The 15,226-nt window shown below is 68.1% G+C and carries 13 protein-coding genes; 4 read left to right on the forward strand and 9 right to left on the reverse strand.

Translation table 11 applies throughout. The features are described 5' to 3' along the window. Positions 1 to 657 precede the first annotated feature (657 nt). Together QH276_RS12530 and QH276_RS12535 are read right to left on the reverse strand one after the other, a co-directional pair. Positions 658 to 1,026, reverse strand: a complete 369-nt coding sequence (locus QH276_RS12530; RefSeq protein WP_280396953.1) for a PPOX class F420-dependent oxidoreductase — start codon at positions 1,024 to 1,026, stop codon at positions 658 to 660. 60 nt (positions 1,027 to 1,086) lie between these two features. After that, the gene (locus tag QH276_RS12535) at positions 1,087 to 2,526 is read right to left on the reverse strand and encodes an acyl-CoA synthetase (protein WP_280396954.1); all 1,440 of its coding nucleotides are present in this window, start codon (positions 2,524 to 2,526) and stop codon (positions 1,087 to 1,089) included. Positions 2,527 to 2,718: 192 nt separating this feature from the next. Between QH276_RS12535 and QH276_RS12540 the strand changes: the two genes are divergently transcribed. Further along, a complete protein-coding gene (locus QH276_RS12540; protein WP_280396955.1) occupies positions 2,719 to 3,606 on the forward strand; it encodes an oxygenase MpaB family protein in 888 nt (295 codons plus the stop codon). Between the two features lie 13 nt (positions 3,607 to 3,619). Here the strand turns inward: QH276_RS12540 and QH276_RS12545 are convergent, their stop codons facing one another. Beyond that, positions 3,620 to 4,258 (reverse strand): TetR/AcrR family transcriptional regulator, encoded by a 639-nt coding sequence (locus QH276_RS12545; protein ID WP_280396956.1) that lies wholly within the window; start codon positions 4,256 to 4,258, stop codon positions 3,620 to 3,622. A 128-nt stretch (positions 4,259 to 4,386) separates the two neighbouring features. Between QH276_RS12545 and QH276_RS12550 the strand changes: the two genes are divergently transcribed. Next, entirely contained in the window at positions 4,387 to 5,253 is an 867-nt protein-coding gene (locus tag QH276_RS12550; RefSeq protein WP_280396957.1) for an oxygenase MpaB family protein, read from the forward strand. Positions 5,254 to 5,256: 3 nt separating this feature from the next. On the opposite strand, the gene QH276_RS12555 is transcribed toward QH276_RS12550, so the two are convergent. From QH276_RS12555 to QH276_RS12575, 5 genes are all read right to left on the reverse strand, one after another. Next, the gene (locus QH276_RS12555) at positions 5,257 to 6,207 is read right to left on the reverse strand and encodes a proline dehydrogenase family protein (RefSeq protein WP_280396958.1); all 951 of its coding nucleotides are present in this window, start codon (positions 6,205 to 6,207) and stop codon (positions 5,257 to 5,259) included. A 40-nt stretch (positions 6,208 to 6,247) separates the two neighbouring features. Next, a complete protein-coding gene (pruA, locus tag QH276_RS12560) occupies positions 6,248 to 7,885 on the reverse strand; it encodes an L-glutamate gamma-semialdehyde dehydrogenase (protein ID WP_280396959.1) in 1,638 nt (545 codons plus the stop codon). Between the two features lie 261 nt (positions 7,886 to 8,146). Further along, a complete protein-coding gene (dapC, locus tag QH276_RS12565) occupies positions 8,147 to 9,259 on the reverse strand; it encodes a succinyldiaminopimelate transaminase (protein WP_280397758.1) in 1,113 nt (370 codons plus the stop codon). Positions 9,260 to 9,271: 12 nt separating this feature from the next. After that, entirely contained in the window at positions 9,272 to 9,595 is a 324-nt protein-coding gene (gene fdxA, locus QH276_RS12570) for a ferredoxin (protein WP_280397759.1), read from the reverse strand. Positions 9,596 to 9,985: 390 nt separating this feature from the next. Then, positions 9,986 to 12,565: a bifunctional FO biosynthesis protein CofGH gene (locus QH276_RS12575; protein ID WP_280397760.1), complete on the reverse strand. Its 2,580-nt coding sequence runs from the start codon at positions 12,563 to 12,565 to the stop codon at positions 9,986 to 9,988. 166 nt (positions 12,566 to 12,731) lie between these two features. Here QH276_RS12575 and QH276_RS12580 point away from each other — a divergent pair, with 166 nt between their 5' ends. Continuing rightward, positions 12,732 to 13,244 carry a PH domain-containing protein gene (locus QH276_RS12580; RefSeq protein ID WP_280397761.1) on the forward strand — a complete coding sequence of 171 codons (513 nt, stop codon included), beginning with the start codon at positions 12,732 to 12,734 and terminating at the stop codon, positions 13,242 to 13,244. Continuing rightward, positions 13,241 to 14,911, forward strand: a complete 1,671-nt coding sequence (locus QH276_RS12585; RefSeq protein WP_280397762.1) for a PH domain-containing protein — start codon at positions 13,241 to 13,243, stop codon at positions 14,909 to 14,911. The genes QH276_RS12580 and QH276_RS12585 overlap by 4 nt, the downstream gene beginning before the upstream one ends. A gap of 123 nt (positions 14,912 to 15,034) precedes the next feature. Here QH276_RS12585 and QH276_RS12590 read toward each other — a convergent pair. Then, the coding region (locus QH276_RS12590) for a hypothetical protein (RefSeq protein WP_280406738.1) at positions 15,035 to 15,226 on the reverse strand (192 nt) is incomplete at its 5' end.

Genomic DNA, 15,226 nt, shown 5'->3' on the forward strand with positions numbered 1-15,226 from the left:
CCACAAGCTCGGGCCGCGCCGGCGGGGGCGGGGGGGGCGGCCCCCCCGCCCGCCCCCCCCCCCCCCCCCCCCCCCCCCCCGCCCCCCCCCCCCTCTCCCCTCCTCTACCCCCCGCCCCGGGGCCCAACCCTCCAAGGGCCTCGTAAGACTCGGCGCCGCCGTGGTCGCGTCAGGTTTCCGGGTTGTGTGGACCACTCAGGGCCTCGTATGGCTCGGCGCCGCCGTGGTTGCGTTCGGGTTTCGGGATTATGTGGACCACTCAGGGCCTCGTATGGCTCGGCGCCGCCGTGGTTGCGTTCGGGTTTCGGGATTATGTGAACCACTCAGGGCCTCGTATGACTCGGCACCGCCGCCGGGCGCGTTCGGTTCCGGGGTTATGTGAAACTTTCAGAGCCCGTGGGACTCGACACCCCGTGGGCGCGTCCGGTTTGGGGGTATGTGAACATTCGAGGGTCTCGGTGAATCCGGCGCCGCCGTGGTTGTATCCGGGATCAGGGTCGTCTGAACTTCTAGGGCCTCGTCGACATCGACGCCGCGGTGGTTGGGTCCGGTCCCGGGGTTACCGGCACAATGGTTGTCTCGTCGGACTCCGCCGGCATGTATGTCGTCGGTGTGCGGCGATCCATCGAGGCGCGTCCGGATTCCGCGTCGCCGGGATCAGAGGCCGAAGGCGATTACCCGCTCGGGGTGGACGCGGATGAGTTCGCTGGGTTCCGTTCCGATGTAGGTGGGGACCTCGGTCAGTGCCTCGGCGGTGCCGCGGATCTCCAGGCAGCGCACCCGCCACGGCTGGACGGAGGCGATATCGTCGACGACGAACGCGACCCGATCGTTCTTCGCCAGGTTCCGGAATTTGCGAGAGCGCCCCATATTCCAGCCGGCGATATCGATGGTGCCGAGGTCGGGGTTGTAGCGGAAACCGACGGGATTGTTCTGCGGGGCGCCGGTGGCATCGACGGTGGCCAGCCGGCCCAGTCGTTGTCCGGAGAGGTAGCCGATCTGTTCGGGGGTGAGCGTCGCGGTCATGCCGCCGACGGTAGGACCTCGAGTTCAGTTGAGGTCAATAGCGGGGAACGCCGCATCGCTTTACGCGTCGGTGGATTCGGCGGTGCTCAGCTGTTTCTTCTGGACCTTGCCCAGGGCGTTGCGTGGGAGGGACCGGACGAAGCGGATCTCGCGGGGGCGTTTGTGCACCGAGAGCTGTCCGGCGACATGGTCGATCAGCTCCTGTTCGGTGGGGGCGGGATCGCGCGGGATCACGAAGGCGACGATGCGCTGGCCCAGATCGGCGTCGGGCAGACCCACCACCGCGACTTCGGCGACCGCGTGATGGCCCAGCAGGCACGTCTCCACTTCGCCGGCGCCGATCCGGTATCCGCCGGATTTGATGAGATCCACCGATTCGCGGCCGACGATCCGGTGGAACCCGTCCGCGTCTATCGCCGCGACATCGCCGGTGCGGAACCAGCCGTCGCCGGTCCAGCACTCTGCGGTGGCGTCCGGGCGGCCGAAGTATCCCTCGAACAGCATCGGGCCACGGACCTGCAAACCGCCGATACTGGTCCCGTCGTGCGGTACCGGTTGCCCGGTTTCGTCGCGCAGCCTGGTCTCGACACCGCGTACCGGGACCCCGACCCAGCCGGGCCGGCGTTCCCCGTCGGCGCGGGCGGACAGGGTGATCATGGTTTCGCTCATCCCGTAGCGTTCGATCGGCTGCTGACCGGTGAGCTCGGCGAGCCGCTCGAATACCGGCGCGGGCAGGGGGGCGCTGCCGGAGATCAGCAACCGGGCCGCGCTCAGCTGTTTCGCGGCGTCGGGGTCCTCGGTGATCCGGGTCCAGACGGTCGGCACGCCGAAGTACATGGTGCCCGCGGCGGCGGCATAGTTCGCCGGGGTCGGTTTCCCGGTGTGCACGAGCGGGCTGCCGATCCGCAGCGGTCCGAGCAGGCCCAGGATCAGTCCGTGCACATGGAACAGCGGTAGCCCGTGCACCAGCACATCGGCCGCGGTCCACGCCCACGCCTCGGCGAGCGCGTCCAGCCCCGCGGCGATCGCGCCGCGGCTCAGCACCACACCCTTCGGCGGGCCGGTGGTACCGGAGGTGTAGAGCACGAAAGCCGGTGCGGCGGAATCCGGTTCGGGGTAGGTGTGCCACGAGCGGGCATGCTGCCGGACCGGGACGACGGGCAGCGCCGTGCCCGCCGGGGCCTCGCCCAGCCAGGCCTGGGCGCCGGAATCGGTGAGCATATGGTCGAGTTCGGCGGGTCCGGAGTCGGGCGGGACCGGGACCACGGTCACGCCGGCGATCAGGCAGCCGATCACCGCGAGCACGGTCGAGGCCGTGGGCCGGGCCAGCACCGCGACCCTTTCCGCGCGGGCGATCCGTTCCGCCACCGAGGTGGCCGCACCCAGCAGATCGCTGCGCGAGAGGGTGACACCGTCGATGGTGACGGCATCGGGAATATCGGCTCCCGCGGCGACGGCCTGAGGGTCCAGTGATCGGAGCAGACGCGGGGCTACGGACATAGGCCCCAACCTACTGCCCGGCGCCGGACCGGAAACCACAGACCTACCGGGCCCCGCCCCGCCGGATCCGACCGAGCGGGATTCCGGTGAGCGAGACAGTAGTCCAGCTACCCTTCGGTGACGCTTGACACATTTGTGACACGGCGAGAGGGTGAACGTACAACCTTCGCACGTCCCGGAACGGTGCCCGCTATGACCAGCTCTCCTGCCGAAGAGCCCACCTCCCGATCCGGCGCCGGCACCAGCCGCCCGGATACCACCCCCGCCGACGAGCAGGAATTCGACTTCCGGCAGTACATCGACGGCGCCGCCGTACTCGGCGCCGCCGCGAATGTGATCATGCAGCTGGCCGCCCCCGGCGTCGGGTACGGGGTACTGGAAAGCCCGGTCGACAGCGGCAAACTCACCCTGCATCCGGTCAAACGCACCCGGACCACGCTGACCTACCTGGCGGTGGCGCTGCTGGGTACGGAGCCGGAACGGGTCGCCTACCGCCGGGCGGTCGATACCTCGCATCGGCAGGTCCGGTCGACGCCGCAGAGCCCGGTGCGCTACAACGCCTTCGACCGGAATCTGCAGTTGTGGGTGGCGGCCTGCCTATACTGGGGCGCCCGCGACCTGCGCGAACGCATGCACGGCAGGATCGACCCGGACGTGCAGAAGGCGATCTACCGCAATTCCGCACGACTGGGCACCACCCTGCAGGTACCGCCCGAGCTGTGGCCGGCCGACGAGGACGCGTTCGACCGCTACTGGGCCGAGAACCTGGCCCGGACGAAGATCGACCCGCCGGTCCGCGCGATGCTCGACGAGATCGTCGACCTGAAGATGTTCCCGCGGCCGGTCCAATGGGCGGGCGCCCGGTTCAACCGCTGGGTCACCGCGGGGCTGCTTCCACAACATCTGCGTGACGAGATGGGGATGCGGTGGTCGGCCCGGGACGAACGCCGGTTCGCCCGGCTGCTGCGTACCCTCGGCCGCGCCGCGGCGGTCCTGCCCACAGTATTGCGCTGTTTTCCGATCAACGCCTATCTGTTCGATTTCCGGGTCCGGCGCAAGCTGGGGATGAAGCTGGTCTGACCGGCCGATGCGATCAGAGCCCTGCCACCGGCACCCGGAACGAGACCGCGACATGATCGCGGGCGTATGTGCGTACGGCGAGTTCGTCGCCGAGCGGGATCACCGTCTGCGGTGTCAGCGCCAGCGACAACGCGGTTCGCGCGACCATCTCGGCCACCGGGAGCGGGTCGTACTCGGGCAGTTTGCCCTCGTCCTGCAGCCGGGTGACGAATTCGGCGAGATAATCGCGACCGAGTTCGATCACCGGAGCACCTTTGGTGGTGAGGTAGGGAAGCACGATCTCGGGTTCGGTGTCGAGCAGCCGGTAGAGCAGTTCATTACTGCGCAGCCCGTCCAGGAAGGCCACGAACAGCTCCACGATCTGGTCCTCGGCGCCGGCGTCGCGATCGATCTGCCGCTGTACCGCGGCATCGACGCCCTCGATGAACTCGCGGGTCTGCTGCAATCCGACAGCCTGGATGAGGTCGGATTTACTGGAGAACCGGCGGTACAGCGTGGCCAGCGAGAGCCCGCCGCGCCGGGCGACCTCCACCATGCTGGTGCGTTTGATGCCGAAATCGAGAAATGCCTGCAACGCGGCGGCCAGCACCGATTGGTCCCGGTCCCGGCGCGGCGACCGCACCAGCGGCAACAGTTGAGCCAGCGCACCCATCTCGGCAGCCTCCCGCGCTCAGTGATGCAATGACAGATCAAGCATTGCACAATTACCGCGATGGTTGACGCGACATCGAGTGAATGAGATGGTTATCATATAATCTTCTCATACGAAAGAGGTCACCGATGACCGCTCCCTGGCCTGCGCCCCAGAGCGAGCCCGAACCCCGCCCTCTGTACGCACCCGATTTCGATGTCGAAGACCATATCGTCGGAATCACCGCCTTCCTCGGCGGCACCGCGAATGTGATCATGCAGCTGGGTTTGCGTCCGGTCGCCTACGGCGTCATGGAGAGCGACGTCAAGAGCGGCAATGTGATGGAGCATCCGTTCAAACGGCTCCGCACCACCCTCACCTATCTCTCGGTCGCCATGCTGGGTACGGAGGAGGAACGCAACGCCTACCGGCTGGCCGTCAACACCTCCCACCGCCATATCCGTACCAAACCCACCAGCCCGGTCAAATACAACGCCTTCGACCCGAAACTGCAGCTGTGGGTCGCGGCCTGCCTCTACTTCGGATTCGTCGACCTGCTGGAAAAAGTGCAGGGTCCGATGGACGAGGCCACCGCCGATACCTTCTACGCGCACAGCATCCGGCTCGGTACCACCTTGCAGGTGCGGCCGGAGATGTGGCCGCCGAACCGGGCGGCGTTCTGGGAATTCTGGGAAGACAATCTGAACAACCTGGAAATCGACGACACCACCCGCGCGTACTTCAACGACCTCATCGACCTGAAGATGCTGCCGCTGCCGGTGCGCTGGATGTCGGCGAAATTCCACCGCTTCGTGGTCTCCGGCTGCCTGCCCCCGCAGATCCGCGAAAAAATGTATATGGACTGGACCGAGGGCAATCAGCGCTGGTTCGACCGGACGATGAAGGTCATCGGGTTCGGCCTGAAACTGCAGCCCCGGTTCCTGCGCCAATTCCCGATGAACTATTACCTGTGGGATATGCGCCGCCGCATGCGCAAGGGTAAACCGCTGGTCTAGTACTCACCGGCCGGCCAGGGCGCGAGCGAAAAAGGCGAGGTTGGCCGGGCGTTCGGCCAGCCGGCGCATCAGATAGCCGTACCACTGCGTGCCGTACGGCACGTAGACGCGGACGAAATCGCCCTGACCGGCCAGCCTCGATTGTTCGTCGGCGCGGATGCCGTACAACATCTGGTACTCGAACTCGCCCGGACCGCGGCCCGTCCGCGCGGCGAGTTCGGCTGCCGCCGCGATCAGCGCCGGATCGTGGGAGGCCACCAGCGGCCGGGCCGCCCCGTGCATCAGGATCCGCAGGCAGCGCAGATAGGCGCTGTCCACCTCGGCGCGACGCTGATGGGCCACCGTATCCGGTTCCTTGTAGGCGCCTTTGCACAGGCGCACCCGCGCGCCCGCGCTCGCCAGGCCCCGGCAATCGTCCTCGCTGCGGAACAGGTAGGCCTGAACCACCGTGCCCAGCCACGGGTAATCCGGTCGCACCTGCCGGATCGCGGCCAGGGTCGCGGCGGTGGTCGTATGGTCCTCGGCGTCCACGGTGACCCATACCCCGGCCTCGGCGGCCTTGGTGCACAGCACCCGGAGGTTCTCCGCGGCGATCGCCGGGCCGTCCGCACCGAGCCACTGGCCCAGGGCGGACAATTTCACCGAAACCTCCAACGGTGCCGCACCGGCCGGGACCGCGCCGGTGTCCAACGCGGTCAGATCATTGATCAAGGCCAGGTATTCGGCCACCGCGGCATCGGCCCGGCCCCGGTCGGTGGTGTACTCCCCGAGGAAATCGACGCTCACCGCCCGCCCGCTCGCCAGCAACTCCCGAGCGGCGGCGACCAACTCGGTCCTGGTCTCCCCCGGGACGAAACGGCCGACCATGGACGCTGTCACCGGACTGGTGGTCAGTATCTGTTTCACCCGGTCGGATCCCGCGGCCGCGAGAATCGCCGGACGCAGCGGATTCACCGGTTCCCCCGCTCACACCGGGTGGCCGGCCGCCGGCCGTTCATTCCGCCTCCATATGCGGGTAGCGGTGATCGGTGTGCGGCACGAAGGTTTCCTTCAGGGCCCGCGGGGCGACCCAGCGCAACAGGTTCAGCGGGGAACCGGCCTTGTCGTCGGTACCCGAGGCGCGAGCGCCGCCGAAGGGCTGCTGACCCACCACGGCGCCCGTGGGTTTGTCGTTGATGTAGAAGTTCCCGGCCGCGAACCGCAACTGCTCCGACGCGTGTTCCACAGCGTGCCGGTCCTGGGCGAATACGGCGCCGGTCAAGGCGTACGGGGCCGCCGATTCCACTTCCGCGAGAATCGAATCCCAGGCGCCGGGGGCGCTGTCGTCGTAGAGATGCACCGAGAGAATCGGCCCGAAATATTCGGTGGAAAACGATTCGTCGCGCGGATCGTCGGCCATCAGCACAGTGGGACGGACGAACCAGCCCTCGCTGTCGTCATATGTGCCGCCCACGGGGATGGGCACACCGGCGGAACGCGCCCGTTCGATCGCGCGCACGCTCTTGTCGTAGGCGCGCCGATCGATCAGGGCACCCCCGAAATTCGACAGATCCGAGATATCGCCATAGCTCAGCGATTCGGCGATCCCCAGAAAATCATCGCCCATCTCACGCCACAGCGACCGGGGCAGATAGGCACGCGACGCCGCGGAGCATTTCTGGCCCTGATATTCGTAGGCACCCCGGACCAGCGCGGTGCACAGGGCCGCCGGATCGGCGGAAGGATGGGCGACGATGAAATCCTTGCCGCCGGTTTCCCCCACCAGCCGCGGATATCCCCGATACCGGCCGAGGTTCGCACCCACCTGGCTCCACAGATACTGGAATGTGGGCGCCGAGCCGGTGAAATGGATACCGCCCAGCCGTGGGTCGGTCAACGCCACTTCGGAAAGTTCTTTCCCGTCGCCGGTGACCATATTGATCACGCCGGGCGGCAGACCCGCCGCCTCCAGCAGTCTCATCGTGTAATACGCCGCCAAGGTCTGGGTGGGCGACGGCTTCCACACCACGGTATTGCCCATGAGAGCCGGCGCGGTGGGCAGATTCCCGGCAATGGCCGAGAAATTGAACGGGGTGATCGCATACACGAAACCCTCGAGCGGCCGGTAGTCCAGCCGATTCCACACCCCCGGACTCGACTGCGGCTGCTGAGCCAGAATGCCGCGGGCGAACGACACATTGAACCGCCAGAAATCGACCAATTCGCACGGCGCGTCGATTTCGGCCTGCGCCGCCGATTTCGACTGCCCCAGCATGGTCGCCGCGGCCAGGGTTTCCCGCCACGGACCGGACAGCAGATCAGCGGCCCGTAACAGCACCGCGGCGCGTTCGTCGAACGGTAGCGAACGCCAGGCCGGGGCGGCCGCCGTGGCCGCCTCGATCGCCGCGGCGGCTTCGTCATGCGTGGTGTTGGTGTAGGTCCCGAGCACCTGCCGGTGCCGATGCGGTGCGACGATCTCGTGGCGCTCGCCGATCCCGGGACGGTGCTTACCGTCGATAACCAGCGGAATATCGAGGGTCGTGCCCGAGATATCGGCCAGCCTGCCGAGCAACCTTCCTCGCTCGGGGCTGCCCGGCGCGTAGGTGTGCACCGGTTCGTTCACGGGGGTCGGGACAACTGTGACAGCGTCCATACCCAAGGCTAGCGCTGTATCTTCGGCGTCGCCTGCGGCGACGCGGGTTTTGGCCCCACTGAGTCCCTGCTGTCAGCACTCGACACTCGGGGCGGCGCCGAATCGCATCGCGCGCTTACAGCTGGGACGGGCCAAAACCTCCAAGGGCCTCGCTGAACTCGGCACCGCCGTGGGCGCGTCCGGTTCCGGGGTTGGCCGGATTGCTGAGGGCCGCGCTGACCTGGGTGCCACCGGGCACGTGCGGTGGTCAGGCGACGTGGGTCAGAGGCGTTCGGCGGCGGCGGTGATTCGTTCGTCGGTGGCGGTGAGGGCTATGCGGACGTGGCGGCCGCCGGCGGGGCCGTAGAAATCGCCGGGGGCCGCGAGGATGCCGCGGTCGGCGAGCCAGTTCAGGGTGTCGTGGCAGGGTTCGTCGCGGGTGGACCACAGGTACAGGCCGGCTTCGGAATTGTCGATCCGGAAACCCGCGCCGAGCAGGGCGGACCGCAGGATCTCGCGGCGCGCCCGGTAGCGCTCCCGCTGGGCGGCCTCGTGTTCGTCGTCGGCCAGGGCCGCCGCCATCGCGGCCTGGATCGGGAACGGCACCATCATGCCGGAGTGTTTGCGCACCTCCAGCAGTTCGGCCACCAGGTCCGGGTCGCCGGTGACGAAACCGGCCCGGTAGCTGGCCAGATTCGAGGTCTTCGACAGCGAATGCACCGCCAGCAGACCGGTGTGGTCGCCGTCGCATACCCGCGGATCCAGGATCGACACGGCCGGTTCATCCCAGGACAAGCCCAGGTAGCACTCGTCGGAGGCGACGATCGCGCCGCGTTCGCGGGCGAAGGACACCACCTTGCGCAGATGCTCGACCCCGAGCACCTTGCCGGTCGGGTTGGACGGGGAGTTGAGGTAGATGAGCGCCGGTTTCTCCGGACCCAGGCGGGTGAGGCCGTCGGCCCGCAAGATCCGGGTTCCGGCGAGCAGGCCGCCGACCTCGTAGGTCGGATAGGCGATCTCCGGGATCACCACCAGATCCGCGGAACCCAGGCCGAGCAGCCGCGGCAATCCGGCGATCAGCTCCTTGGTACCGATCACCGGCAGCACGGCCGATTCCGCCACGCCGGTGATACCGAAACGCCGGGCCAGCGCCGCCACCGCCGCCGCACGCAGTTCGGGCGTGCCGTGCGTGGTCGGATAGCCCGGAACCTCGGCCACCGCAGACAGCGCGGCCCGGATCAGCGGGTCCACCGGATCCACCGGTGTCCCCACCGACAGATCGACCAGCCCGCCGGGATGCGCCGCGGCCTTCGCCTTCACACCCGCGATGGTGTCCCAGGGAAAGTCCGGCAGGGCCGCGCTCACCCGGGGACGGTGGGTTAACTCAGTGCTCATCTACCGATCGTTCTACTCGTCGGCCATCGGCGGCAGTTCCTTGATGAACGGCGGATCGAATTCGACCTTGCCCAGTTTGGTGGCGCCGCCGGGCGAACCCAGTTCGTCGAAGAAATCGACGTTGGCGTTGACGTAGCCGCTCCACTGATCGGGCGTGTCGTCCTCGTAGAAGATCGCCTCCACCGGGCAGACGGGTTCACACGCACCACAGTCGACGCATTCGTCGGGATGGATGTACAGCATGCGACCACCCTCGTAGATGCAATCCACGGGGCATTCTTCGATGCACGCCTTGTCCTTCACGTCAACGCACGGTTCGGCGATGATGTAGGTCACTCCCGCTCTCCTACTCTTCCTTCTTCTCCGGGTAACTGCGCCCGCGCACAAGTATCCCTGGTGCACCGAACGCTACCCCCGGTGAGCCTGTCCTAATATTCTGCGGCGCGGTTGGTCGAACTTCGCGTCGGGGCAAACTCTCCGTAACAGTGCTTCGGGGATAGACCCCCCGCAAAGGGCGGGGCTGTATTTTTGGAGGCGCTCCGCGCCTCGAGGGCGGGGCCCCGGGTAGCCCGGTTCTTCACTCCTCCGCTCCTCCGCTTCGCTCCCCCGCTCCGTCGCTCCACAACCGGGCGGGCCCCGCCCGGGCGGAGTGAGCGGTACCGGAAAGGTTGCTCGAGGCGCGCCGCACAGGGGGTGCCGCGCATGTTGGCCTGTACTGTTGGTTCCTCACACGAGTTCGAGGCCCGGGACCGGGCCGCGGGTCGGGGGGGTTCCGTAGGTGGTGGTGCGTTCGCGGACGGGGCGGCCGATGCCTTCGGCGATTTCGGTGAGTTCGGCGACTGTTTTCGCCGAGCCGTGCTGGGACCCGGCCATCCGGGAGATCGTTTCCTCCATCAGGGTGCCGCCGAGGTCGTTGGCACCGCTGCGCAGCATCACCTGGGTGCCGGTGGTGCCGAGTTTCACCCAGCTGGTCTGGATGTTGTCGATGCGGCCGTGCAGCATGATGCGTGCCAGGGCGTGCGCGGCGCGGTTGTCGCGGTTGGTGGGGCCGGGGCGGGAGGCTCCCGCGAGGTAGAGCGGGGCGCTCTGGTGCACGAACGGCAGCAGCACGAACTCGGTGAAGCCACCGGTTTCGTCCTGGATGCCGCGTAGTACCCGCAGATGCCCGACCCAGTGGCTGGGATTGTCGACGTGCCCGTACATCATGGTCGAGCTCGAGCGGATCCCCACCTGGTGCGCGGTGGTGATGACATCGATCCACGCGGAGGCCGGCAGTTTGCCCTTGGTGAGCACCCAGCGCACCTCGTCGTCGAGGATTTCCGCCGCGGTACCGGGAATGGTGCCCAGGCCGGCTTCGCGCAGGGCGGTCAGCCAGTCGCGGACACTTTCCCCGCCGCGCGAGGCGCCGTTGACGATTTCCATCGGGCTGAAGGCGTGGACGTGCATCGAGGGCACCCGGGCCTTCACCGCGCGTACCAGATCCGCGTAACCGGTGACAGGCAGGTCGGGGTCGATACCGCCCTGCATGCAGACCTCGGTGGCGCCGTCCACATACGCCTCCCAGGCGCGGTCGGCGACCTCGTCGGTGCTGAGGGTGAAGGCGTCGGCATCGCCCTTGCGCTGCGCGAACGCACAGAAGCGGCAGCCGGTGTAGCAGATATTGGTGAAGTTGATGTTCCGGTTCACCACGTAGGTGACATCGTCGCCGCAGACCTCGCGGCGCAGCTGATCGGCCAGCCCGGCGACGGCGTCCAAGTCCGGGCCGTCGGCGGTGGCCAGCGCCAGGTACTGGGCGTCGGTGAGCCCGGCCGGATCCTGCTCGGCGGCGCGCAGGGCGGCCAGCACATCCGCGTCCAGCCGCTGCGGTGCCGCGGCGAGATCGCGGACCTGTTCGCGGATGGTTTCCCAGTCGCCGAAGGCGTTATCGATATCGCTGCGGGTATCGGTATTGCGGCCGGCGGTGTCGATGGCGGTGTTCAGATCGGTCCGGCCCGCGGACTCCCACGATTCGTCCGGTTCCTGCCACGGCAGGCCCACCGGTAGCGCGTCCGGATTCGCCAGCCCGGTCTGCGGATCGCTGAGCGCGGCGACATGCGCGCCGATCCGCGGATCGATCCACGGATTACCGGCGCGCACGTATTTCGGATGCGCCGAGGTGCGTTCCACCAGCTCGAAACCGGCGCTCGAGGTGAGCTCGGCGAGAGTGTCGAGGTTGGGCCACGGTCGCTCGGGGTTGACGTGGTCGGGGGTCACCGGCGAGACGCCGCCCCAGTCGTCGATACCGGCGTCGAGCAGCGCGCGGCATTCCTCGGCGGACACCAGGTTCGGGGGCGCCTGCACCGCGACATCCGGGCCGAGCAGCAGCCGGGTCACCGCGATGGTGGCCAGGAACTCGGACATATCGGCATCCGGGGCGTTCCGCATGGCGGTGTCGTCCTTGGCGCGGAAGTTCTGCACGATCACTTCCTGGATATGCCCGAACGCCTTGTGCTGTTTGCGGATCGCCAGGATCGTATCGGCCCGTTCGGCCATGTTCTCCCCGATACCCACCAGGATTCCGGTGGTGTAGGGAACGGAGAGGCGGCCGGCATCGGTGATGGCGCGCAACCGCACCGCGGGATCCTTGTCGGGGCTGCCGTAATGGCAGTTGCCCTTCTCGGTGAACAACCGGGTCGCGGTGGTTTCCAGCATCATCCCCATCGACTGGGCGACCGGTTTGAGCCGGGAGATCTCCTCCCACGACATCACGCCGGGGTTCAGATGCGGCAGCAGACCGGTTTCCTCGAGCACCAGGATGGAGACCGCGCGCAGGTAGTCCAGGGTGGAGTCGTAACCGCGCTCGTCCAGCCATTGCGCGGCCTCCGGCCAGCGCGCCTCGGGCCGGTCGCCGAGGGTGAACAAGGCTTCCTTACAACCCAGTTCGGCGCCGCGGCGGGCGATCTCCAGCACCTCGTCGGGTTCGAGGAACATCCCGCGGCCCTGCGCGCGCAATTTGCCCGGCACGGTGACGAAGGTGCAGTAGTGGCAGGTGTCCCGGCACAGGTGGGTGAGCGGAATGAACACATTGCGCGAATAGGTGATCGTGGCGGGCCGGCCGGCCGAAGCCAGTCCGGCGTCACGCACCCGGGCGGCGCTACGGCACAGATCGGCCAGATCGTCGCCGCGCGCGTGCAGCAGCACCGTGGCCTCGTCGGCGTTCAGCGTCACCCCGTCACGCGCCCGGCGCAACGCCCGTCGCATCGCGGCCGGGGTGGGTTCGGGGGTCGGGACGGTCGGTTCGGCTAGGTCGGTCACGCCCTCGATCATGCGGCACACATCCGGAACTGTCTCCTCCCAGGTCGTCGAGCGTTCACAACCGCGGTGTATCACGGGCTATTCCGTGCAGGTCATTGTGCGTGGTCAGATGGCCGCCGGGCGTTGGCCGCCCGTCCGTTACTCCGAGCGCACCGGACAACCGTGCGACCATGAAGTCATGTCGCCGGACAGCCCGCCACGCGCACCCGATCCACTGCTCGATCCCGCATGGCGGCCCAGCCCGCGCGCCAAAACGCTGTGGACGCTGGAGATCGCCCTGACCTGGCTCGTCGTCGTCATCGCGCTGGTGGCGTGGGCGGTCGCCGATCCCGATCGCCGGCCCTGGCAAGTGGCCGCGGCGGTGGTCGTGGTTCCCGTGGCCGTGCTGGCGACGATCGTAGTGCCCCGCTGGCGTTATTCCGTGCACCGCTGGCAGGTGACCGACGATGCGGTGTACAGCCGGGTGGGCTGGCTGTCGCTGGAGAGCCGGGTCGCGCCGATTTCCCGGGTGCAGACCGTGGATACCGAACGCGGCCCGCTCGAGCGGCTGCTCGGACTGTCGACGATCACCGTGACCACGGCTTCCTCGGCGGGCGCTGTCCGGATCGGTTTGCTCGAACGGTCACTGGCCGATGAGACGGTGGCCCGGTTGACCGAGATCGCCGCGCGGCACCGCGGGGACGCGACATGAGCGAACCGCCCGCTCCCCCTGTCGAAGCGCCGTGGCAGCGGCTCGACCGCCGGATGCTGCTGGTGCATCCGATCCAGGCGGTCGTGAAGTTCCTACCGGCGGTGATCGGCGCCGTGATCGTCGGCTTCAGCTCCGGGAATCCGCTGTGGGGCCTGCTCGCTCCGATCGTGGTGATCCCGTACGGTCTCGCGCTCTGGTTCACCACGACCTACCGTATGGGTCCCACCCATATCGAATTGCGCACCGGTGTGATCCAGCGGAAACGGCTGTCGGTTCCGCGCGCCCGGATCCGTTCGGTGGATATCGAAGCCGACCCCCTGCACCGGATCCTGGGACTGGCCACGGTAGTCATCGGTACCGGCCAGGAAGCCGAATCGGACGACAAATTCTCCCTCGACGCCCTGGCCGCCGACCGGGTGCGGCCACTGCGTACCGAGCTCCTGGCCCACACCCGGGCACCCCATGTCTCCGCCGACAGCGCCGCTACCAGCGCACTCCGGAAGGAAACCGGGGCGGCCCAGGAAGGTTCCGGCGCGCCCGACCTCGGTCCCACGGCGGACCGCGGACCCCGAATTGCCACCGGCACCGAGACCGGGTTCACCGCCGGCCACGAATTCGAGCCGAAGACCGACCGGGAGCCCGGGCCCGGCCGCGAAATCGGGCACTGGCGGGCACAGTGGGTGCGCTACGCTCCCCTGTCGCTGACCGGATTCGCCCTCGCCGCATCCGCCCTCGGCGCCGCCTCCCAGTTCGGTCTCGGTCCCGCCGAGATCGAGGTGAACCGGGAGACGGTGGATACCGTGCGTGATATCGGTCCGGCGGTGCTGGTGATCGCCGGGGTCCTGATTCTGGCCGCCTTGGTGGTCATCGTCAGTGCCGCGGCTTGCGCGCACTACCTGATCACGTATTTCGGTTTACGCGTCACCGATTACGGCAGCACCCTGCAGATCCGGCGGGGCCTGTTCACGCTGCGCCAGATCACGCTCGATACGGCTCGCTTACGCGGTGCCACGATCATCGAACCCCTGTTGCTGCGCCTCGCGGGCGCCGCGCAACTCGAAGCGATCATGACCGGGGAGAATCCGCGGGAGAAGGTCCTGCCGCAGGCACCACGGTCCGCCGTCGAACACACCCTGGCCGAACTGCTCCGCCCGCGCCGGGAGCAGCCCGATCCCGAGCCCGCCGCATCGGCGCCGCTTTCTACGCCCGCCCGGGTTCGGCTCACCGCACACGGGCCCGCGGCCCGGCGGCGCCGCCATATCCGGGCGGGCTGGCCGGTGCTGCTCGTCGCGCTGGTGCTGGTGATCGTGACCGTAACGGGCGGATCTGTCGCCGGGTGGTGGTGGCTGCTCCCGGCCGCCCTGACCCCGCTGTGCGTTCTGCTGGCCGAAGACCGCTACCGCGGGCTCGGTCACGCCGTCGTGCCCGCCGCGGGCGCGGCGCCCACCTGGCTGGTCGTCCGCTCCGGCTCCCTGGACCGGGAACGCTCCTGCCTGGAAGCCCCCGGCATCATCGGCTGGACCGTCCGGCAGACCTTCTGGCAGCGCCGAGCCGGTCTGGCGACCCTCTCGGCCGCCACCGCCGCCGGCAAAAAGGTCTACTCCATCCCGGATATCCCCTTCGACCAGGTCCGCCCGCTGATCGAGAAGATCACTCCGAACATGTAGACCCGCCGGCCCCGCACGCGCCCACGGCGGCGCCGAGTTCAGCAAGGCCCTGAGAAGTCCCCATATACCCCGGAACCGAACGCAACCAGCGGCGGCGCCGAGTCTTACGAGGCCCTCGGAGGCTTACGCCCCTTCCCGCAGAGAGCAAACACAGAAGCTAACTCGAGAGGCCCCAGCGAGCGCCGGATGGACCATGGCCTCGTGGTAGCGGTATTCGTCCACCGAGGAGAACTGCAGGTCGCCGTTGAGGAAGAGCCGGGTGTCCTGCGTCCCGAACGGGGAGATCGATTCGGTGAGCACGATCTTCTGGTACTC

The organism is Nocardia carnea, from assembly GCF_029869215.1.
Taxonomy (GTDB): domain Bacteria; phylum Actinomycetota; class Actinomycetes; order Mycobacteriales; family Mycobacteriaceae; genus Nocardia; species Nocardia carnea_B.